The organism is Erythrobacter sp. F6033 (genome assembly GCF_023016005.1).
In the GTDB taxonomy this organism is placed as follows: domain Bacteria; phylum Pseudomonadota; class Alphaproteobacteria; order Sphingomonadales; family Sphingomonadaceae; genus Erythrobacter.
This window is the reverse complement of sequence record NZ_JALKAZ010000001.1, coordinates 1373281-1393568: the sequence shown is the minus strand read 5'-3', so window position 1 is coordinate 1393568 and position 20288 is coordinate 1373281. Positions and strand designations below refer to the sequence as shown.

Here is a 20288-nt window from a genome sequence, read left to right as displayed (position 1 = left end):
ATCAATACTCCTCCACCAGAACATCTGTGTAGAGTTCGCTCGGCGCTGGCTCAGGGGAATTTTCCGCAAAATCAGCGGATTCCGCCACAGTCTTGCGAATGTCTTTATCGATAGCTTTCAATTCCTCTTCGGTTTTGCCTACTTCAATCAGAGCCTTCTTCAACCGTTCAATCGGATCGTGATTGTCGCGCTGATCCTGCACCTCATCACGAGTACGGTACTTCGCAGGATCTGACATGGAATGGCCACGGTACCGATAGGTGTTCAGCTCCATCAGAACTGGACCTTTACCATCACGCACATGTTTGAATGCGACTTCAGCGGCAGCACGCACTTCAAGTACATCCATACCGTTCACATCCATGCCTGGAATGCGGAAAGCTGTGCCTCGGCGATGGAAACGGGTTTCGGCTGATGAACGTTTGGACGCGGTGCCCATGGCATATTGGTTGTCTTCAACTACGAAAACGATCGGGAGATTCCATAGGGCCGCCATATTGAATGTTTCGTAGACTTGGCCTTGGTTGGCAGCTCCATCTCCGAAGTAAGCGAGGCACAGACCTCCATCGTCATTATATTGGTGCGCAAGCGCAAGTCCGCCGCCAAGCGCGACTTGGGCGCCCACGATGCCGTGGCCGCCATAGAATTTGTGCTCGGTGCTGAACATATGCATCGAGCCGCCCTTCCCTTTAGAGATGCCGGCCTCACGCCCGGTCAGCTCCGCCATGATAACCTTCGGATCGATACCATATGCAAGCATATGCCCGTGGTCACGATACCCGGTAATCACGCTGTCTTTGTCATTATCGAGCGCGCTCTGAAGACCAATCGCAACGGCTTCTTGCCCGATATAAAGGTGGCAGAATCCTCCGATCAGCCCAAGGCCGTAGAGCTGACCTGCTTTCTCTTCAAAGCGGCGGATGAGAAGCATCTGGCGATAGAATTCCATCATCTGATCTTCATTCGCGTCAAACCGCTTCGCAGCCTCAAACTCCGTCTGGAGCGAGTGCAGCACAAAATCTGGATCGTCTTGCGGAGCTACGGTTGTCGCGGGCTTCTTTGCTGGCGTCTTTTTGGCGGCGGGCTTCTTGGCCAAGGTGAAATGTCCTTAATTGTTGCTGGCGCAGATCCTTGGGAAGGAAAGCGCCTAATTCCACAATCGCTATAATCAGGAAGCCATGAAAGACGCAACGTAAAGCAGGCCTCAACGGGCCACAAAAAATCGCAGATTCCTCGGCTTGATCATTTGGCGATGCGGAGAATTCGTATGCGCGAGTTACTCGTCTTCGATGGTAATCACGACTTCATCGGCATGCAGAACGCCAAGATTTCGCCGCACCAACTCACTTGCAAGGTCGGCGTCGGCAGCCTTGGGGTTAAGAAGCTGCACCCGGTTCTTTAACGCATCACGTTTTTCGGTAAGCATCGCAATTTGCGCGGTCCGCTGTTCCAAAGCTTGCGAATTCTCGCTCCAAGCCAACAATCCGGTGGGCCCTGCGATCGCCAAACCTGTGAGCACAAGAAGCACAAACAGAGCCAAGCCCTGCCGCATCTGCTCCTTCGCTGGTTTACGCATTGAATTGTCCCTCGATCCTGCTTCCACAGAATCATAGTTAACCGTCCGTATCAAGCCGAAAGATGATAGAACGCAAAATTTCCGGTCTGGTTGCCCCATTGCGTGGACAATATGACACCTGAAACCACTAGTATGATCGAGGCAAACCCAAAACGTGCTCCGCCAGATATGACAAAATCAGATTGGTCGAGATCGGAGCCACGGTATAGAGGCGGGCCTCTCTGAACTTGCGCTCGACATCGTATTCTTCAGCAAACCCGAACCCGCCGAAAGTCTGAACACACATATCAGCAGCTGCCCAGCTCGCTTCGGAGGCGAGCAGTTTTGCCATATTGGCTTCTTCGCCTGGGTTTCCACCTTCGTCATAAACCGATGCTGCGTGATGAACCATCAACTCGGCTGCGCGCATCTGCGCATAGCAACGCGCGATAGGAAACTGGACGCCTTGGTTCTGGCCGATCGGCCGCGCGAAAACATTGCGATCGCTGGCATAGGTTTTCGCTTGATCGATAAACCATTTGGCATCGCCAATGCATTCTGCCGCGATCAAAATTCGCTCAGCATTCATGCCTGAAAGGATGTAGCGAAAGCCCTTCCCTTCTTCGCCAACAAGGGCGCTTGCCGGAATTCTCAGATCGTCGAAGAAGACCTCACACGATGAATGATTCATCATTGTTCGGATTGGTTTGATTTCCATGCCATTGCCGACTGCTTGCTGCATATCGACGAGGAACATTGAAAGCCCTTCGGTCTTCTTCTCCACCTGATCGCGCGGGGTCGTGCGCGCTAGCAGAAGCATCAGGTCGGAGTGCTCCGCCCGACTCGTCCAGATTTTTTGGCCAGAGATCACGTATTCGTTACCATCACGGACGGCTCGGGTTTTCAGACTTAGCGTGTCTGTCCCGCTTGTGGGCTCCGAAACACCAAAGGCCTGCAAACGCAGATCGCCTTTAGCGATTTTGGGCAAATACTCACTCTTCTGCGCATCAGACCCGTAACGTAGCAGCGTGTTCATGATGTACATCTGCGCGTGGGCTGCACCGCCATTGCAACCGGATGCCTGAATCTCCTCCATGATCACCGCGGCTTCATCAAGGCTCAGCCCGCTTCCCCCGAAATCTGTCGGAATTAGCGCAGCCAGAAAACCTGCTTTTGTGAGAGCGTCGACAAATTCGCCCGGATATTCCCTCGCTGCGTCTTTCGCGCGCCAATATTCTCCAGGGAAATCATCACAGAGAGCCCGCACCGCTCGGCGGATTTCAACGATGTCGTCAGTCTCAGTCGGCATTTTGAATTGCATCCATTCTGTAACCCTGATCGCTGATTGGCTGGCATTCTCGGCAATGTCCACCGCATCATTTGGGTCGGGCCGGTCAACTGTTTCGGAACGATCATGCGGAGTGTCACGTTGGTTAGCAAACAGGAGAACACCAAGACTGCTATGCTGAACAGATTGATCGACCAACTGAACTCAATGGGCAACGATTTCATTGATGCGCTGCCTTATTTTGCAATCGCTCTCTTTATCATTCTCGTCACGGCGATTGCGGCGAAATTTACCGTCAAAATCGCAGACGGATTAATCGGTAAGACCGATCTGCGTCCTAGCCTGCGAAATCTAATAGAAACAATTGTCAAACTTGGGACATGGATCCTCGGCTTGATGATCGCAGCAATTGTGCTGTTTCCCGATCTTACACCGTCGAGCCTGATCGCTGGCCTTGGTATCGGTGCAGTTGCAATCGGTTTTGCCTTTCAGGACATTTTCGAGAACTTCCTCGCAGGCGTTCTCATCATGATTAGGGAGAAGATGCGCATCGGTGATGTTATCGAATGCGAAGGCATCGTCGGAAAGGTCGAGCATATCACATTGCGCGAAACCCATATCCGAAAATTGTCTGGTGAAGTCACTGTGGTGCCGAATTCGATATTGTTCAAAAACCCCGTCGAAATTCTTACGGATAAAGATCAGAGGCGGCATGATGTTGTGATCGGTGTTTCCTACGACACGGACTTGGATGAAGCGGCCGAGGTAATTCGAAAATCTGTTTCTGCAGTGGAAGAAGTCGACACCGAAAAGGGCGTCGACATCTTTGCCCAAGAGTTCAACTCCTCCTCGGTGGACTTCCTCGTACGCTGGTGGTCAGGTTCCACGCCACGTTCGGGGTGGGAATCCAAAGACAAAGTGGTGCGAGCTATCAAGCGTGGTCTCGACGACGCCGGAATCGAAATTCCGTTCCCATACATCACGCACACTTTCAAAGAGCGTGTGCCAATGGGCGAACAACCCGGCGAAAACGCATAAAGGCATCGGGATTCAGTTTTTCTATGCTACCGATCTTCTGAAAAGAGGAGACGATTCCAATGCAGATTCTGAAGGCCGACCTCACGCGATTTGACGCGATCCCTGACTATCCCTTTGCCGAGAATTGGCGCGACATCGATCTCGGCGAGGGCTTTTCAGGTAGAATGCATTACCTTGATGAAGGCCCGAAGGACGGACCGCCCTTGCTGTTGTTCCACGGCGAGCCAAGCTGGAGCTTTTTGTACCGCAAAATGATCCCGGTTTTGGTGGAGGCTGGGTTCCGGTGCTTTGCGCCGGATCTGATTGGTTTCGGAAAAAGTGATAAGCCTGATGACATCGCTTTTTATACCTATGACAAGCACGTCAGCTGGCTGAAGCAGTGGCGTGACGCCATTGTTCCTGAAACTGCAGCTCTATTCTGCCAGGATTGGGGCGGACTGCTTGGACTGCGAATGGTCGGCGAAGAGCCAAGCCGCTTTGCGTGTGTCGTTGCCAGCAACACATTCTTACCGACCGGCGGAACGCCTTCTCCAGCATTTTTAGCGTGGCGGGAATTTGCGAAGAGCTCTCCAGAGTTCCAGATCGGAGAGCTGCTTCAACGCGCAACCGCGACAGAGCGCACCGAGGCTGAAGTCGCGGCCTATGAAGCCCCCTTCCCCGATGAGCCAAGCAAAGCCGGGGCTCGCGCTTTTCCTGCACTCGTTCCTGTGGAGGATGGTATGGATGGAATCGCGCAGAATATTGCGGCGTGGAAGGGACTCTCTTCCTTCGACAAACCTTTCCTCACCTTGTTTGGCGAGGATGACCCGGTGACTGGCGGTTTGGCTGAGCCACTCATCAAGCGGATACAAGGTGCCAAGGATATGCCTCACGGTATGCTCTCAACCTGCGGACATTTCTGTCAGGAGGATCGCCCCGTTGAACTCGCGCAAGGCGTCATTGATACAACTCAAAAGGCTGGTTTCCTCGCTTGAGCAACGATGAAAAAGCCACATACCCGCACCTGACCCGGCGCCAAGAATTGCTCTTGGCGCTTGCGGTCGCTGTGGTCACGGCCAACGCATATTACATCCATCCGATAATCAGAGATGTTGCCGACGGATTTGGCATAAGCGATGCACAAATCGGGATTGTGCCAGCCCTCAATCAACTAGCGTTGGCGATAGGCATCCTTTTGCTGCTGCCGTTGGGTGATCGTTACTCGAACCGCAATTTGACGATTGTATTCACCGCCGGGCAGTGCCTCGGCTTGGCACTTATGACACTTGCGCCAGGCTTTGTATTGTTCACCACGGGCTCCACGCTTCTGGGGTTTTTCACAATCGCCCCGTATCTACTGCCAGCGTACGCATCCAAACGGGTCGCGCCGGAACGTCTTGGACATGTAACGGCAACATTAACTGCGGGAATTCTATTTGGCATACTTGTCGCCCGCGTCGGCGCTGGTGTCGTTGCCGAACACTTTGGCTGGCGAACCGTTTACTGGGCGGCGACAATCGCAATGGTCGCAATCGCAATCGCGTTGCCACGGATCATGCCCAAATCTGAGGTCGCTGCGCCTAAAGAAGCGAAGCAACCTTATCTACAATTGGTGCTTTCAGTGTTCCCTCTGCTGCGTTCGCACCCAGAGATCATCATCTCAGGCGCTATTCAAGCCATCGGATTTGGTCAATTCATCGCCCTTTGGTTGGCTTTGGCCCTGCACCTGACATCGCCCGAAATGGGATATGGAACGGACGCTGTTGGCTATCTCGCTGGTTTTGCAGCTCTCAGCGTGCTTACCACTCCAAGGCTCGGGAAATGGTCTGATCGAATTGGCCCTCGCCGCGCTCGCCTCTATCTCGCTTTGATACAGACTGCCGGCACCGCACTACTTCTACCATTCGGCGGGAGCATCTGGCTCTTGATGATACCGATCCTGATCACGTCGACCGTCGGTCCAGCAATCGATGTCGGCAGCCGCATGACCTTTCTATCGAAAGAGCCCGCACTGCGCACACGGCTGACCACCATCTATATCGTCATCATGTTCATTGGCGGCGGAGCGTTTTCGTTCTTAGGCCCCGCAATATTCGACGCATTTGGCTGGGATGGGATTGCTACGGCTGTCTTGATCTGCTGCGCGGCGCTCACTGCATTGTGCGCGCTCGCCCTCAAGCTTTATGGAAGCGGCGTCACGCAGCTAAATACGGCGTGAAGCGTGGTGTCCCCGACAGGATTCGAACCTGTGGCCTTTGGATTAGGAATCCAACGCTCTATCCACCTGAGCTACGGGGACACAGATACCCCATTAGCACTGAGGCGTTGCTAATCAATTGAGTTTGTCTGGAGGTGCCACCGGGAACGGAAGCGGTGCAACTTGCACGCCTTCATCGATAAGAGATTTAGCCTCTTCTAGTGTAGCTTGCCCGTGAATCGGTGTCTCATCACGTTCTCCATAATGCATTTCGCGCGACTGCTCGGCAAATTGCTCTCCGACCCAAGTGCTTTTTTCGAGAGCTTTTTCTTGAGCCTTCGCGAGCGCCTTCATAGCCTTTTCAACTTCGGGAGGAATTGGCTGATTGGAAACAGGCTTTCCAGCATTCGATGCTGAAGGTGGACTTTGCTCGGTCCGAGTATTGCCCTTCGCCGGGACGGCGGGAGCCATTGGCGCCTTACTAACTCGTGCTGAACCACAATCGGGACATGAAACAAAGCCGCGCGCCTGCTGATCCTCAAAATCAGCCGACGAGCCAAACCATCCTTCGAACTGGTGGCCATGTTCACAGTGGAGATCGTAGACTATCATCGTGTCGGTCTAATTGGGGATTTCCCGCTTGTTGGCAAGGCTTGGAACCTGCCCCCTGACTTCATTGATGCGTTCGAGGTCAATGTCGCAATATGCCAGATGCGCGTCTTCGCCGCCCATATCGAGCAACACTTCGCCCCATGGATCAACGACAACGCTATGACCGTATGTTTCGCGGCCATCCTGATGCTTCCCAACCTGCGCTGCCGCGATCACGAAAGCACTGGCTTCGATAGCGCGCGCGCGCAGCATTACGTGCCAGTGGGCGACACCCGTTGGCTTTGTAAATGCAGCGGGGACGGCAATAGTATCGCAGCGGCGCTTACCGAGTTCTTCAAATAGAGCTGGAAATCGCAGATCATAACAGATCGTAAGGCCGAGTTTACCCATCGGTGTATCATCAATGCTAACGGGGCAATCACCAGCTTTGTAAGCGCTGCTTTCACGCCAGGTTTCACCAGTTGAAAGGTGAACATCGAACATATGCATCTTGTCGTAAGTGGCGCGCTCCGCACCCGTTGCGTCAAAGTAGAACGCTCGATTGGCCCACAGCCCCTCATCAGCAGGGAACGGCATAGAGCCAATCGCCAGATCTACGCCCGTTTCAGCGGCCAGCCTGGCCAGCCATTCACGCATTCGGATGGGTTCGTTCGAATTCACCCAAGTTGCGGCTCGCGTACGATCACGATCCAGCAACAGCGACATCTCAGGAGTAAACAACACCTCAGCGCCGACCCGCGATGCCTCTTTTGCCGCCGCTTCAACAGAGGAATAGTTCTCCTCCGGATCAATCCCGGAAGTCATCTGCAACAGGGCGATTTTCGGCATAGCGCTGGTCAGCCCGCCAAAAGGGCGTCCAGCTCACCTGAACTTTCAAGAACCGCTAGATCATCCGAACCGCCGACGTGAGTATCACCGATGAAAATCTGTGGGACAGTGCGCGCTTCTGGAGCGCGGGAAAGCATTTCCTCGCGCTTTGGTCCGCCCATCGAAATGTCGAACTCATTGAACTCTACGCCCTTCGAGCTGAGCAAACGCTTCGCGCGAACGCAGAACGGGCATGTGAACTTGGTGTAGATATCGATTTTTGGCGTGCTCATGAGTGTTTCGAACCTCTTGAAACGTGTTTCTTCTCCACCCAAATAGTCGGTGTCGCAGTGTTTCGCCAGTCTAGGGGAACACAATAAGCGGCATCACGCGCGGACGCTGCATCAGGCAGGTCTGCATAAATGCTCAAATTGCTCAAACACGAGGGTTTGCAAATTATGTCACGTTTAGATTTTACTCCATACCGCCGCAGCACCGTTGGCTTCGATCACTTGTTCGACCTCCTGGAAAGTCAGGCGCGCAACAACTCAGGCGACAATTACCCGCCTTTCAACATCGCGCGCAGCGGCGAAGACAATTATCGCATAACACTGGCTGTTGCTGGGTTCCGGCCGCAAGATATCGATATCACAGCCCAACAGAATCTTCTGACTGTTCACGGCAAGAAGCGCGACGATGTCGATAGCGGTTCAGAAATGCTGCACGTAGGCATCGCCAATCGCGGTTTCGAACGGCGTTTTGAACTCGCTGATCACGTGCGCGTGGAACAAGCCGACATGGCAGACGGGCTATTGATCATTGATCTGGTCCGCGAAGTGCCAGAGGCAATGAAACCGAAGAAAATCGCGGTAAACGGCGCTCCAACGCTGACCGCAGTACCGGACGGCTCGGAAGAGAAATCCACCGACGCTGCGTAAGCGCGTACGCACAAAACTCACACGAATAGAACTCATCTGAAAAAGGTAGGGGCGGATCGCAATGATCCGCCCCTGCGACCATAAGCCGCCTCGTTTCGATGCTCACCGTCCGGGTCGCAGAAGACGGTCAACACCGTATCGAGCTTTGTAAAATGCGCTTGGCAAAGCCTGGTTTTCGAAACAGCCTTGCCGCAACGCATTTGAATATCGTCTTGGTCTGCAGCAATTTTCGCAAACGCCTAACAGCGCCCCCTTACGAAAAACTACAGTGCGCAGGCTCGTAAGCCGCAGATGCGTTATCGCGCAAGACTAATCGTATCGAATTGTAAAAACGCGACATATCCATGCAGCTGGTAGAATTGCAGAGATATGACCACTCATGCAAAGTTACTATTTCGCTTCAATCACTTGGCCCTGGAACAGGTCATACAAGACGCGATTGCTCCAACGCCGCCGCAATAAAACCAGCAAAGAGTGGGTGCGGATCAAACGGACGAGATTTCAATTCTGGATGGAATTGCACCCCTACAAACCAAGGATGATCAGGCCGCTCAACAATTTCGGGTAGCAAGCCATCCGGTGACAATCCCGAGAATACCAGACCCTGACGTTCCAACGGATCTATGTAACGTGCATTGACTTCATAGCGGTGTCGATGACGTTCGGAAATCTCGCTCGCCCCGCCATATATGCGCGAAACGTGGCTGTTGGCACCGAGTTTGGCATCATAGGCCCCAAGCCGCATGGTGCCGCCCATGTCGCCGCCCTCTTCACGCTCTTGAATACCTTCTTCGCTCATCCACTCGGTAATAATTCCGACGACAGGCTCACTCGTTTCCCCAAATTCTGTTGAGGATGCAGCTTCGAAACCAGCTTCGCGCGCGCCTTCCACGCATGCCATCTGCATGCCGAGACAAATACCGAAGAATGGGACTTTGCGTAGTCGCGCGAATTTGACACTTGCGATCTTACCCTCGCTACCTCTTTCACCAAAGCCGCCGGGCACCAGGATGCCGTGCAAGGGTTCAAGCTCGGCCAGAAGGGCGCTTTCGTCTTCGCCTTCGAAAACCTCAGCATCAATCCACTTGATGTTCACCTTGACCCGATTGGCCAATCCACCGTGAACCAAGGCCTCATTTAGGCTCTTATAGGCATCGGGAAGGCCGACATATTTGCCGACAACGCCAATTGTCACTTCACCCTCTGGATTGAAGTAACGGTCTGTCACATCATTCCAAGAGGTTAGATCCGGATCAGGAGAGTCGGTGATGCCAAAGCCGCGCAGTACCTCTGCATCGAGGCCCACCTGGTGATATTGCAAGGGAACCGAGTAGATCGATGGAGCGTCCAGCGCGGGTATCACAGCTTCTTTGCGAACATTACAAAAGTTCGCGATTTTTTGACGCTCGCTATCTGGAATAGGATGCTCCGCGCGGCACAGCAGCACGTCAGGCTTGATCCCAAGGCTCGCTAGCTCACGCACGGAATGCTGTGTCGGTTTCGTTTTAAGTTCGCCTGCTGCCGCGATGTAGGGAACAAGTGTCACATGGACACTAAGCGTTTGCATCGGCTCCAAATCGTTCCGAAGCTGACGAATCGCCTCCATGAATGGCAGGGATTCGATGTCGCCAACCGTCCCGCCGATCTCACAAAGAATGAAATCGTGATCATCCTGATCATCTAAAGCGAATTGCTTGATAGCATCGGTTACATGCGGAATGACTTGGACCGTCGCGCCAAGGTAATCTCCGCGCCGCTCTTTTGCGATAATGTCCCGATAAACGCGGCCAGACGTGATGTTGTCACTTTGGCGGGCAGAGACGCCTGTAAAGCGTTCATAATGCCCCAAATCAAGGTCCGTCTCTGCGCCATCGTCGGTCACATAGACTTCGCCATGCTGATACGGGCTCATCGTGCCGGGATCGACATTGAGATAGGGATCGAATTTCCGAATGCGGACCTTGTAGCCACGCGCTTGAAGGAGAGCAGCAAGACTTGCTGCCATAAGACCTTTGCCAAGCGAGGAAACCACGCCGCCGGTTATAAATATGTACCGCGCCATGGGAGTTGAGCCTTAAGGGTAGAACTGGATTCGTGGCAAGAAAATTGCGCGAGCAATTGCCCTGCCATCCACAACCAATGTCAGAAAAACCTGCTTATGCAGAGTTATTCGGCGAGTGGATCGCCCGTTGCAGGAGCTTCCGTTCCTTCAGCGCCCTCACCCGGACCCGCGAGCGGATCTGCAGCTTCTCCACCTGCAGGGCCGCCGAGCAAGTCTTCAGTAGTCGCTGCCGGGGTTTCGCGATCGAGTGTGGACGTGATCGAATTGCTGCTGGTTTCGTTGACGGCAACGGCGGCCAGCGCGATTGACAAAGCAACGAACGCTATCGCCAACCACTTGGTCGCGCGTGTCAGAAAGTCGGCTGCACCGCGCGCACCGAGTGCGCCATTCGGATTTCCGCCGATGCCAAGACCGCCCCCTTCAGAACGCTGCATAAGGACTACGCCGACCAAACCAGCGGCGACGATAGCTTGCAAAACAGTTAGGAAAAGGAACATGTCTGTGTGATCTCGATTTGAATTACTGGCGCTACTTAGGGTGCGCATTGGCAAGCGGCAAGTCTTGCCTGCCTACTGTCAGCTTTCCTCGGCTTCGCCCGCTGCCATCGCAATGCCCATAAAACTGTCCGCTGTAAGGCTGGCTCCGCCAACAAGAGCCCCACCGACATCCTGCGTGGCCAAAATCTCGGCTGCGTTCTCAGGCTTCACAGATCCGCCATACAAAATGCGAACCTCTGCCCCGTGCTCTTCACCATAAAGTGAAATCAACAATGCCCGGATTTCACCGTGCATTTCGGCAATATCGTCAGTGGTTGCTGTCTTGCCGGTTCCAATCGCCCAGATTGGTTCATAAGCGACAGTAAGCCGTTCGCTGATGTCTTCAGACGAATCTTCGAACTGAGGCAGAGATGCTTTCAACTGCTTCTTTACGTGTGAAACCGCTTTCCCAGAATCGCGCGTCTTCTCGCTTTCACCGCAGCAAAGAATGATCCGCAGACCGGCATTCAGCGCAGCATCTGCCTTTGCTTTGATCTCCGAGTCAGTTTCGCCATGATTCTGACGACGCTCACTATGACCGAGGATGACGAATTTTCCGCCAGCATCGGCAACCATCGCAGCCGAAATATCGCCAGTATGGGCACCGCTCTCTTCATGGTGACAATCTTGAGCGCCAACCGCAATCTGTTCCGCTTCCCGATGGACGGGATGGATCAGTGTGTAAGGAGGCGCAATTGCCACCTCAACTTTCATGTGGCGCTGGGCGGCGCGGTCAATTGTACGAGCCTCTGAAAGCATGGCGCGGGTTCCATGCATTTTCCAGTTTCCAACGATGTATGGCCGCTTGGGCATCTCAATATCCTGCAAAGTCCGTTAGTCGGACGAATCTGTGGACCCGATGTAGGGTCAGGGGGCCGCGTCCGCTAGACGAGTAAAGAGATACAGTCAAAAGACTGTCAGACCTGTTGCCGCGAGGTCGCAGGGCCGATAAAGCGCTTCCAAACCAGCCCTTACGGGCGCTTACCTATGGGTGCCGCTGCGTCATTCCGCCGCTCAGCCCATCAAATCGCCGGAATAGACCAACGCCATGATCTCCTTTTTTCGCAATTTTTTCCAATCCAAGATCGGTTTGCCGATTTTTATTGGTTTTCTGGTTCTCGTGGCGCTCGCATTCGCAGCTGCCGACATAACTGGCTCCACATTTGGCGGAGTTTCCGGCGGTGACCGTGTTGCTGCGGTCGGCGATGACCGTATCAACAGCTCCGAACTGATAAGCACGGCCGAATCTGCGCTGCGTACGGTGCAGCAACAGAACCCGACAATCGGTATGCAACAATTTGTTGAAGAAGGCGGGCTTGATGAAGTTATCAGCCAGCTGATCGACCGCTATGGGATCGGTGGCTACGCAGAGAAGTATGGCCTTCGCGGTGGCGATAACCTCGTAAACAGCGAAATTCTGAAAATCGGAGCGTTCAACGGACCTACCGGTGAATTCGATCAGGCTGTTTATGAAAGCGCTTTGCGTGCGCAGGGATTGAATGATGCAATCTTGCGCCGCGATCTGGCCGACGGTCTTCTAGCACAGCAGCTGCTTGTACCTGCACTCGGAGCTCCGCAAATGCCGAAAAAAGCGGCTAAGCAATATGCTGCATTGCTCCTTGAGCGCCGTCGCGGAGAAATCGGCTTCATACCAAGTTTTGCATTTGCGCCAGAAGGCGACCCTACAAACGAGCAACTCGAAGCGTTTTACAGCGCCGAGAAATCTCGTTTCGTTCGCCCAGAGCGCCGCACAATCCGTTTTGCTCTTTTTGGTGCTGATACGCTCGACGTCGATGTCACTCCGACGACCGAAGAGATCCAAACCTTCTATGGCAACAATGCAGAGCGTTTTGCCGCTAGCGAGATGCGCGACATATCGTCCTTTCTCGTCCCAACCGAAGATGCTGCGAATGCTCTGGTAAGGCGCATTCGTGGGGGTACTTCTCTTGAAGCAGCTGCCCGCGAAGCTGGCTTTGGCGTTTCAAACCTTGAGGCACAAACGAAAGAGCAGCTTTCTTCGTCATTGAGCGCCGCAGTTTCCGAAAGCGTCTTTGCCGCATCTCAGGGGGCAATTGCTGATCCGGCACAGAGCAGTCTCGGCTGGTATGTTGCACGGGTTGATCGCATTAATGCCACACCAGCTCGCTCTCTGGCTCAAGCTAGACCGGAAATTACTGAAGAATTGAGGGTTCTCAAGCGAGCTGCAGCGCTCGGTGATCTTAGCGCGCGCGTCGAAGACGAGATCGCTGATGGAACGTCACTTCCCGAGGTTGCAGAAACTTACGGGCTGGAAATCAACACGGCTCCTCCGATCCTTGCTGATGGCCGCGTATTTGGCAGTGGGGAGACACTGAATCCAGCGCTTCGCAGCACCGTCGAAACAGCCTTCCAGATGGAAGAAAGCGAGCCTCAGCTTGCCGAGATCGTTCCAGGTCAGCAATTTGTGGTTTTCGATGTTGCGGAGATTGCCCTTTCTGCTGCTCCTCCACTCAACGAAATACGAGAGCAATTGGTCAATGCTTGGCGCCTTGCCGAAGGCAACAAGCTAGCCAGAGAAGCCGCTGATCGGGTTCTCGAAAAAGTTCGCGGGGAAAGCAGCACAGCTGAAGCGCTTGCTTCTGAAGAAACCCAACTCCCTCCAGTTGAGCGGATCGACCTTGAGCGGCGCCAGCTATTTGCTCAACAAAACCGTAATCCGCCTCCGCCGCTGGTCTTGATGTTCTCGATGGCAGCTGGGTCCACAAAGCTATACGAAGCACCAAACAACATCGGTTGGTATGTTGTGGACCTGCGGGAGATCGTCACCGATGACCTCCCGGATGACAGCCCAATTCTGGCACAGACGCAGCAACAATTGGCTCCGGCACTTACGCAGGAATATACCGAGCAATTGACGCGCGCGATTCTTGCGGAGCTTGGCGTTGAACAGAATGAAGCAGCGATTGATGCGGTTCGTCGTCAATTGGTTGGCGAAACCAATTGATCAAAGAAATCGCAACCACTTGTGAAAACTGAAAGACCCGCCCTCGCTACGATTGAAAATGCAACCGAAGCCGCCAGCGCTCTGGCCGCTGGTCGGCCGGCATTAGTGTGGCGCCGCACCGTTGCGGATAGCGACACACCAGTAGGCGCTGCGCGTAGGCTGATAGAACCGGGGCGCGGCGACTTTTTGTTGGAGTCAGTCGAAGGCGGAGAAGTAAGAGGGCGCTACAGCCTCTTGGGCCTCGATCCCGACCTTGTCTTTCGGGGCAGCGAGAGCGCGGCAGCAATCAATCGCACTTGGAAAACTGACAAAGAAGCGTTCGAAACCTGTAGGCAAGATGCATTGGCCGAACTGCGTCAATTGGCTAATTCGTGCCGCATTGATGTCCCTGACGAGCTGCCATCTGCCCTAGCCTGTCTGGTCGGCTATTTCGGTTATGAAACCATCGGGCTTGTCGAAAAGCTGCCACGAGCAAATGCGAGTGAGCTGGCTTTGCCGGACATGCTCTTTGTGCGCCCAACAATCATTCTTGTCTTCGATAGCTTAACCGATGCGCTCTATTGCGTAGCACCGATTTGGGACGCGATTGATCCTTCCAAGGCGATCGAGCTGGCAAGTGACCGGATTGATGAAACACTGCGCGCGCTCAGCCGCCCTCGCCCGGCAGAACCGCGGCTTTCTGGAGCCACTGAAGAGCCGTCGCTCAAACCCGTGATGGCCGAAGCGGACTACAAATCGATGGTCGCCCGTGCAAAGGACTACATCGTGGCTGGCGATATCTTTCAGGTCGTTTTGGCCCAGAGGTTCACCTGCCCTTTTGAGCTTCCACCGTTGGAACTTTACCGGGCATTGCGGCGCGTAAACCCCTCTCCATTCCTATATTTTCTCGACCTCCCGGGCTTCGCGATAGTCGGCTCAAGCCCTGAAATACTCGTGCGTGTCCGGAACGGTGAAGTCACGATCCGTCCGATCGCAGGGACAAGGCCAAGAGGCGCCACACCTGCTGAGGATAGTGCCAACGAAGCCAGCCTGATGGCCGATCCAAAGGAACTGGCAGAGCATTTGATGCTTCTGGACCTAGGCCGGAATGATGTCGGCCGAGTTGCAGCACAAGGCAGCGTGGAAGTGACTGACAGTTTCACAATCGAGCGGTACAGTCATGTCATGCATATTGTGAGCAATGTGGTGGGCACTTTGGCCGATGACCGGGATGCACTCGACGCACTTTTCGCCGGTTTTCCTGCCGGAACCGTTTCAGGTGCGCCAAAAATCCGTGCTTGTGAAATCATTGCTGAATTGGAAACCGAGACCCGCGGCGCGTATGCTGGCGGTGTCGGTTACTTCGCGCCCGATGGATCAGTCGATAGCTGCATCGTCTTGCGCACTGCAGTCGTCAAAGACGGCGTTATGAATGTGCAGGCTGGTGCAGGCATAGTTGCTGATAGCGACCCCGATTCCGAACATGCAGAATGTCGGGCGAAAGCCGGGGCATTGATCGCAGCGGCTCGAGAAGCAGTACGCGTGGCCAGCGAACCGGGGTTTGGGCAATGAAGCGAGTTCTTATCAGTTCGGTTGCCCTCGCCCTTTGCGCTTGTGAGCAACAACCAGGCGGCGAGCCTGTTGTTAGGACACAGCTGGACGGTTCAAATCCGGTCGAAATCGTGGAAGCTCCTGAGCCCGATGCAACGCCCACTGAAGCTGCGCGAAGTTCTGCTTGCTCATCCGTCACATTTGAAGGGGTCGCACTAACCCATTGCGTTGCCGACCCTGCCTCTCACAAAATTGAAACTGCCCTTGCCCCATCAAGCGGGAGCAATTTCGGAACGATTGAAGCATGGGCCGCTGGCAAGAATGAAGGTGGAATTGCCTTTGTTATGAACGGCGGCATGTACGACGATAACCTTCGCGCGATCGGCTATTTCGTCCGCGGATCTGAGCGGTTGAAGGAATTGAACCGCGCTGATGGACCGGGAAACTTTCATTTGAAGCCAAATGGCGTGTTCTTTGGCAGCAGTGGTAAGTGGCAAGTGCTCGATTCAGAGACATTTTTTCGCACGATCGGCGATCGCCCCCAGTTCGGAACGCAGTCAGGACCGATGCTGGTTATCGATGGTAAGTTGCACCCTGAATTTCAGGACGATGGCCCTTCCCGTGCCATACGAAACGGTGTTGGCGTTTCGTCCGATGGTAAGGCGCACTTTGTGATCTCCGATGCGCCTATCAGTTTTGGGCGCTTTGGCCGCTATTTCCGCGACGAGTTAAAGACACCCAACGCGCTATTCCTTGATGGAAATGTATCGTCGCTTTGGGACCCATCGACTGGTCGGATGGATAGTCGACGCGTTGGTCCACTTTTGGTTGTGAAAGACAAATAATGCCTCACGGTAACACCATCACTTATGCTCGGACGCTTTATCCCGAAATTAAGCCATACGAGACTGGTATGCTCGATGTAGGCGATGGCCACTCGCTTTATTATGAACGCGTCGGAACGCCTGGCGCAAAACCGACGGTATTCCTTCACGGTGGCCCGGGCGGCGGAATGGCACCGTCTCACCGCAGGCAGTGGGATCCGGAGCTCTACGATGTCTTGTTGTTCGATCAGCGCGGTTGCGGCAAATCGCTTCCATTCGCAGAAATCGAGAACAACGATACTTGGAAGATCGTCGCAGACATAGAGCGCTTGCGTGAAATGTGCGGTCACGACGCTTGGCAAGTTTTTGGCGGCAGTTGGGGGGCAACTTTGGCGCTCGCATACGCCCAGAAACACCCGAGCCGCACGAGTGAAATCGTTCTGCGCGGCGTGTTTCTTGCTCGTCAGCAAGAGAAAGGTTGGCTTTATCGCTTCGGTGCGAGTCAAATCATGGCTGAGCAGTGGGAAAAGTTCACCGCTCTAATTCCCGAAGGTGAACGCGGCGACCTCGTGAAAGCTTATTACACACGCCTGACCAGCGAAGACGAAGCAACGCGTCTCGCAGCAGCGCGTGAATGGTCGATGTGGGAAGGATCAGTCGCGACCTTGCTGCCAAATGAAGGATTGATGGATGAATTCGCCGATCCTTCAAAAGCTGTGCCTTTTGCCCGCATATGCGCCAAATTCTTCCTCGAAGACTTCTTCTTAGAAGAGGCTCAACTGCTAAAGGATGTCAGCAAAATCAAAAACATCCCGGGTATTATTGTTCAAGGCCGACACGATATCTGTACACCTCCTGCTGCGGCTTGGGCGCTGAAAAAGGCATGGCCTGAGTCCCAGCTCTGGATAGTGGATGATGCCGGCCATAGTGCCAGCGAGCCCGGAATTATTGACGGTCTGGTCCGCGCTACAGATGCATTGGCAGGTAAGCCATTATGATCCTTGTGATCGACAATTACGATAGCTTTACGTTCAACCTCGTCCATTACCTCATGGAACTGGGTGCCGAAGTACGCGTCGAACGCAACGATGCGATGACGGCTTCTCAAGCAATCGCGACCAAGGCAGATGGGTTTCTCATTTCACCGGGCCCATGCACTCCAAACGAAGCTGGCATCAGCCTTGATCTCGTTTCGGCATGCGCGGACGTATCCAAACCGCTGCTCGGTGTGTGCTTGGGACATCAATCCATTGGACAGCATTTTGGTGGGCGAGTTGTGCGCGGCGGCTTAATGCATGGAAAGACATCACCGGTCACACATGACGGAACAGGCGTTTTTGAAGGCCTGCCCTCGCCCTATACAGCAACACGCTATCACAGCCTTGAAGTTGTCGATGTACCTCACGCGCTAATCCCGAATGCCCATGCCGAAACACCGGGCACCTCGGAACAAAGCGTGATGGGTTTCAGACATGAATCGCTCCCGATACACGGAGTGCAATTCCATCCAGAAAGCATCGCAACCGAGCATGGCCACGCGCTACTCGCAAACTTTCTGAAAATATGTGGTGTTGAAACCAAACTACCCGCGAGAGCTTCTGCATGAGTACCCTACCCGACGTATCGAGACCTCTCACTGAAACTCAGGCAGAAGACGCATTTGGCATCTTGCTGGATGGTGCGCCGTCTGAAAACGAAATCGAACAGTTTCTTATTGATCTGTCCGAACGCGGTGAGACTTCAAACGAAATTGCAGGAGCCGCAAGGGCGCTGCGCGCAAGATTGATCCCGATCTCGGCTCCGGAAAATGCAATCGATGTTTGTGGAACTGGCGGTGATGGCCATCACACATTGAATGTATCGACCGCGGTCAGCCTTGTGATCGCCGCCTGCGGTATCCCCGTTGCCAAACACGGAAATCGCGCTGCCTCTTCAAAAGCGGGTGCCGCTGATACGCTTGAAGCACTAGGGCTGGATATGGACGCGGCTGGGCGTACGGCGGAGGAAACGCTCGCGGAGCTGGGTATCTGTTTTCTCTTCGCGAAGAACCACCATCCTGCGATGGGACGCATCCAACCGATCCGTAAAAAGATCGGCAAGCGCACGATTTTCAACCTCATGGGTCCGTTGTCAAACCCGGCTGGGGTTAAGAGCCAGCTAATCGGCATTGCCCGACCTGCCTATGTGCCAATTTATGCAGGTGCGTTGGCCAAGTTAGGCACAGGTCGCTCGCTTATCGTCTCAGGAGACGAAGGTTTGGATGAACTGAGCTTGGCAGGGGGAAATGAAGTCGCGGTCGTTGCGGGTAAGGCATTTGAAATGAGCAGGTTAAGCGCCGAAGATGCCAAATTGCCCAAAGCTCCGATTGAAGCCATTCGAGGCGACGATGCATCTCACAACGCCGCTGCTCTAAAGGCATTGCTGATGGGTGCGCCCGGCCCATACCGCGATGCGGTTTTATTCAATGCCGCTGGAGCCCTGGCGGTCGCCAACAAGGGCACAGACTGGCCAGAACGTGTCGCGATAGCCGCCGAAGCATTGGATAGTGGCAAGGCTTCGAAGTTGCTCGAGCGTTGGATCGAATTGGCCAAGTGAAATCATGAATAAGCTGGAAGAAATCTGCGCGGCTAAACGCGATATTGTCGCCGCACGAAAATCTGCGGTTTCGTTCGCTCATCTTGAGCAAGCTATCCGCGTGCAATCTGCCCCCAGAGGCTTCGAATCCGCGCTGCGAGATGCCTCCGCGAAGGGATACGGCCTGATTGCCGAGATCAAAAAGGCTAGCCCGTCGAAAGGCTTGATCCGTGAGGACTTTCGCCCTGCCGAGCATGCAATGGCATACGAGCAAGGCGGCGCAGCTTGCCTATCCGTACTCACAGATGCGCCTTACTTTCAGGGACACGAAGACTATTTGATCGCGGCGCGTTCTGCCTGCTCCATTCCCGTCTTGCGTAAGGACTTCATGGTCGATCCGTGGCAATGCGCCGAAGCGCGCGCAATTGGATCAGACGCTATCCTCATCATCGTTGCAGCTTTGGAAGATAGCCAGATGGCTGAAATTGAAACCGCCGCGGCACAATACTCTATGGATGTCCTTGTAGAGGTACATGATGAGGCTGAATTGGAACGTGCCGCTAGCGTGCTCAATTCACGATTGATCGGTGTAAACAATCGCGACCTCAAGACATTCACGACATCATTAGCCACGACCGAGCGCCTCGCTCCACTGGCGCCGAAAGACGCCTTACTCGTCGGGGAAAGCGGGATTGCTACGCATGCGGACTGCAAACGGCTGGCGTCTTCCGGCGTACGGTCGTTTCTTGTCGGAGAAAGCCTGATGCGCGCCGAAGACGTCGCTTCGGCAACCAAAGCGCTTTTGCAAGGCTAACCACAGGTCTTCGAAACCTGGCCTCAACGCCGTAAGAATGGCATCAATAGCCGCCGAGAGGGAAGCATTGTGACCAAACTGACTCATCTTAACACAAGCGGCGAAGCCCATATGGTTGATGTCGGTGGAAAGGACGAAACCAAGCGTTCGGCCATTGCGACTGGTACGGTGTCCATGACGCCCGAGGCCCTAAGCGCAATCCGCGAAGGCGATGCGCCCAAAGGCGATGTGCTAGGCACTGCCCGTATTGCCGGAATTATGGCGGCGAAGCGCACCGGGGACCTGATCCCGCTCTGCCATCCGCTGGGCCTTGAATCCGTGAATGTCGCTTTTGATTTTGAACACCAATCCATCAGAGCAACCGCTAGTGCTGCCCTGACCGGTAAGACTGGTGTTGAAATGGAAGCAATGGTCGCCGTTTCCACCGCACTCCTGACAATCTATGATATGGCCAAGGCTTTAGATAAGGGGATAGTGATCAGCGAGATAAGGCTGCTTGAAAAGCGCGGTGGCAAATCAGGTAACTGGAAGGCAGCGACCTAGTGCCGTCA

General features: G+C 54.2%; 21 protein-coding genes and 1 tRNA gene. 12 read left to right on the top strand and 10 right to left on the bottom strand.

The features are described from left to right. Window position 1: 1 nt before the first annotated feature. From pdhA to MWU39_RS06555, 3 genes are all read right to left on the bottom strand, one after another. Window positions 2-1096, bottom strand: coding sequence for a pyruvate dehydrogenase (acetyl-transferring) E1 component subunit alpha (pdhA, locus tag MWU39_RS06565; protein ID WP_247159213.1), 1095 nt, complete (start codon window positions 1094-1096; stop codon window positions 2-4). Between the two features lie 180 nt (window positions 1097-1276). Then, a complete protein-coding gene (locus MWU39_RS06560) occupies window positions 1277-1576 on the bottom strand; it encodes a septum formation initiator family protein (RefSeq protein ID WP_247159212.1) in 300 nt (99 codons plus the stop codon). Window positions 1577-1703: 127 nt separating this feature from the next. Continuing rightward, a complete protein-coding gene (locus tag MWU39_RS06555) occupies window positions 1704-2864 on the bottom strand; it encodes an acyl-CoA dehydrogenase family protein (protein ID WP_247159211.1) in 1161 nt (386 codons plus the stop codon). Window positions 2865-3017: 153 nt separating this feature from the next. Here MWU39_RS06555 and MWU39_RS06550 point away from each other — a divergent pair, with 153 nt between their 5' ends. The 3 genes from MWU39_RS06550 to MWU39_RS06540 are packed head-to-tail and all read left to right on the top strand — an operon-like array spanning window position 3018 to window position 6078. After that, entirely contained in the window at window positions 3018-3881 is an 864-nt protein-coding gene (locus tag MWU39_RS06550; protein WP_247160324.1) for a mechanosensitive ion channel family protein, read from the top strand. Window positions 3882-3940: 59 nt separating this feature from the next. After that, on the top strand, window positions 3941-4855 hold the full coding sequence (locus tag MWU39_RS06545; protein ID WP_247159210.1) for a haloalkane dehalogenase: 915 nt from the start codon (window positions 3941-3943) through the stop codon (window positions 4853-4855). Further along, window positions 4852-6078 (top strand): MFS transporter, encoded by a 1227-nt coding sequence (locus tag MWU39_RS06540; RefSeq protein WP_247159209.1) that lies wholly within the window; start codon window positions 4852-4854, stop codon window positions 6076-6078. Before MWU39_RS06545 ends, MWU39_RS06540 begins: the two co-directional genes overlap by 4 nt. A 4-nt stretch (window positions 6079-6082) precedes the next feature. Here MWU39_RS06540 and MWU39_RS06535 read toward each other — a convergent pair. The 4 genes from MWU39_RS06535 to grxC all read right to left on the bottom strand — a co-directional run bounded on the left by MWU39_RS06535 (window position 6083) and on the right by grxC (window position 7769). Further along, window positions 6083-6159, bottom strand: a tRNA-Arg gene (locus MWU39_RS06535). 33 nt (window positions 6160-6192) lie between these two features. Further along, window positions 6193-6669, bottom strand: a complete 477-nt coding sequence (locus MWU39_RS06530; protein WP_247159208.1) for a DUF1178 family protein — start codon at window positions 6667-6669, stop codon at window positions 6193-6195. Between the two features lie 9 nt (window positions 6670-6678). Next, window positions 6679-7497 carry a carbon-nitrogen hydrolase family protein gene (locus MWU39_RS06525; RefSeq protein WP_247159207.1) on the bottom strand — a complete coding sequence of 273 codons (819 nt, stop codon included), beginning with the start codon at window positions 7495-7497 and terminating at the stop codon, window positions 6679-6681. An 8-nt stretch (window positions 7498-7505) separates the two neighbouring features. Beyond that, window positions 7506-7769, bottom strand: coding sequence for a glutaredoxin 3 (grxC, locus tag MWU39_RS06520; RefSeq protein WP_247159206.1), 264 nt, complete (start codon window positions 7767-7769; stop codon window positions 7506-7508). 165 nt (window positions 7770-7934) lie between these two features. Here grxC and MWU39_RS06515 point away from each other — a divergent pair, with 165 nt between their 5' ends. Further along, window positions 7935-8414 (top strand): Hsp20 family protein, encoded by a 480-nt coding sequence (locus MWU39_RS06515; protein WP_247159205.1) that lies wholly within the window; start codon window positions 7935-7937, stop codon window positions 8412-8414. 424 nt (window positions 8415-8838) lie between these two features. Here MWU39_RS06515 and MWU39_RS06510 read toward each other — a convergent pair whose 3' ends face one another. The 3 genes from MWU39_RS06510 to tpiA form a co-directional block, all read right to left on the bottom strand. After that, the gene (locus tag MWU39_RS06510; protein ID WP_247159204.1) at window positions 8839-10476 is read right to left on the bottom strand and encodes a CTP synthase; all 1638 of its coding nucleotides are present in this window, start codon (window positions 10474-10476) and stop codon (window positions 8839-8841) included. 104 nt (window positions 10477-10580) lie between these two features. Further along, window positions 10581-10973: a preprotein translocase subunit SecG gene (gene secG, locus MWU39_RS06505; RefSeq protein WP_247159203.1), complete on the bottom strand. Its 393-nt coding sequence runs from the start codon at window positions 10971-10973 to the stop codon at window positions 10581-10583. Window positions 10974-11051: 78 nt separating this feature from the next. Beyond that, the gene (gene tpiA, locus MWU39_RS06500) at window positions 11052-11825 is read right to left on the bottom strand and encodes a triose-phosphate isomerase (RefSeq protein ID WP_247159202.1); all 774 of its coding nucleotides are present in this window, start codon (window positions 11823-11825) and stop codon (window positions 11052-11054) included. 235 nt (window positions 11826-12060) lie between these two features. Between tpiA and MWU39_RS06495 the strand changes: the two genes are divergently transcribed. The 8 genes from MWU39_RS06495 (at window position 12061) to moaC (ending at window position 20280) form a co-directional block, all read left to right on the top strand. Next, window positions 12061-13995, top strand: a complete 1935-nt coding sequence (locus tag MWU39_RS06495) for a SurA N-terminal domain-containing protein (protein ID WP_281501083.1) — start codon at window positions 12061-12063, stop codon at window positions 13993-13995. Between the two features lie 51 nt (window positions 13996-14046). Continuing rightward, entirely contained in the window at window positions 14047-15546 is a 1500-nt protein-coding gene (trpE, locus tag MWU39_RS06490) for an anthranilate synthase component I (RefSeq protein ID WP_247160323.1), read from the top strand. Continuing rightward, window positions 15543-16370 carry a phosphodiester glycosidase family protein gene (locus tag MWU39_RS06485; protein ID WP_247159200.1) on the top strand — a complete coding sequence of 276 codons (828 nt, stop codon included), beginning with the start codon at window positions 15543-15545 and terminating at the stop codon, window positions 16368-16370. Before trpE ends, MWU39_RS06485 begins: the two co-directional genes overlap by 4 nt. Beyond that, window positions 16370-17347 carry a prolyl aminopeptidase gene (gene pip, locus MWU39_RS06480; RefSeq protein ID WP_247159199.1) on the top strand — a complete coding sequence of 326 codons (978 nt, stop codon included), beginning with the start codon at window positions 16370-16372 and terminating at the stop codon, window positions 17345-17347. Before MWU39_RS06485 ends, pip begins: the two co-directional genes overlap by 1 nt. Beyond that, the gene (locus tag MWU39_RS06475; RefSeq protein ID WP_247159198.1) at window positions 17344-17955 is read left to right on the top strand and encodes an aminodeoxychorismate/anthranilate synthase component II; all 612 of its coding nucleotides are present in this window, start codon (window positions 17344-17346) and stop codon (window positions 17953-17955) included. The genes pip and MWU39_RS06475 overlap by 4 nt, the downstream gene beginning before the upstream one ends. After that, on the top strand, window positions 17952-18944 hold the full coding sequence (gene trpD, locus MWU39_RS06470; protein ID WP_247159197.1) for an anthranilate phosphoribosyltransferase: 993 nt from the start codon (window positions 17952-17954) through the stop codon (window positions 18942-18944). Before MWU39_RS06475 ends, trpD begins: the two co-directional genes overlap by 4 nt. A 4-nt stretch (window positions 18945-18948) precedes the next feature. Next, window positions 18949-19737, top strand: coding sequence for an indole-3-glycerol phosphate synthase TrpC (trpC, locus tag MWU39_RS06465; protein ID WP_247159196.1), 789 nt, complete (start codon window positions 18949-18951; stop codon window positions 19735-19737). A gap of 69 nt (window positions 19738-19806) precedes the next feature. Further along, window positions 19807-20280 (top strand): cyclic pyranopterin monophosphate synthase MoaC, encoded by a 474-nt coding sequence (gene moaC, locus MWU39_RS06460; RefSeq protein ID WP_247159195.1) that lies wholly within the window; start codon window positions 19807-19809, stop codon window positions 20278-20280. Window positions 20281-20288: the final 8 nt, after the last annotated feature.

Coding starts and splice junctions, on each gene's coding strand:
- MWU39_RS06560 (WP_247159212.1), bottom strand. CDS start 1,576: ATGCGTAAACCAGCGAAGGAGCAGATGCGGCAGGGCTTGGCTCTGTTT.
- MWU39_RS06555 (WP_247159211.1), bottom strand. CDS start 2,864: ATGCCGACTGAGACTGACGACATCGTTGAAATCCGCCGAGCGGTGCGG.
- MWU39_RS06550 (WP_247160324.1), top strand. CDS start 3,018: ATGCTGAACAGATTGATCGACCAACTGAACTCAATGGGCAACGATTTC.
- MWU39_RS06545 (WP_247159210.1), top strand. CDS start 3,941: ATGCAGATTCTGAAGGCCGACCTCACGCGATTTGACGCGATCCCTGAC.
- MWU39_RS06530 (WP_247159208.1), bottom strand. CDS start 6,669: ATGATAGTCTACGATCTCCACTGTGAACATGGCCACCAGTTCGAAGGA.
- MWU39_RS06525 (WP_247159207.1), bottom strand. CDS start 7,497: ATGCCGAAAATCGCCCTGTTGCAGATGACTTCCGGGATTGATCCGGAG.
- grxC (WP_247159206.1), bottom strand. CDS start 7,769: ATGAGCACGCCAAAAATCGATATCTACACCAAGTTCACATGCCCGTTC.
- MWU39_RS06515 (WP_247159205.1), top strand. CDS start 7,935: ATGTCACGTTTAGATTTTACTCCATACCGCCGCAGCACCGTTGGCTTC.
- MWU39_RS06510 (WP_247159204.1), bottom strand. CDS start 10,476: ATGGCGCGGTACATATTTATAACCGGCGGCGTGGTTTCCTCGCTTGGC.
- secG (WP_247159203.1), bottom strand. CDS start 10,973: ATGTTCCTTTTCCTAACTGTTTTGCAAGCTATCGTCGCCGCTGGTTTG.
- tpiA (WP_247159202.1), bottom strand. CDS start 11,825: ATGCCCAAGCGGCCATACATCGTTGGAAACTGGAAAATGCATGGAACC.
- MWU39_RS06495 (WP_281501083.1), top strand. CDS start 12,061: ATGATCTCCTTTTTTCGCAATTTTTTCCAATCCAAGATCGGTTTGCCG.
- MWU39_RS06485 (WP_247159200.1), top strand. CDS start 15,543: ATGAAGCGAGTTCTTATCAGTTCGGTTGCCCTCGCCCTTTGCGCTTGT.
- pip (WP_247159199.1), top strand. CDS start 16,370: ATGCCTCACGGTAACACCATCACTTATGCTCGGACGCTTTATCCCGAA.
- MWU39_RS06475 (WP_247159198.1), top strand. CDS start 17,344: ATGATCCTTGTGATCGACAATTACGATAGCTTTACGTTCAACCTCGTC.
- trpD (WP_247159197.1), top strand. CDS start 17,952: ATGAGTACCCTACCCGACGTATCGAGACCTCTCACTGAAACTCAGGCA.
- trpC (WP_247159196.1), top strand. CDS start 18,949: ATGAATAAGCTGGAAGAAATCTGCGCGGCTAAACGCGATATTGTCGCC.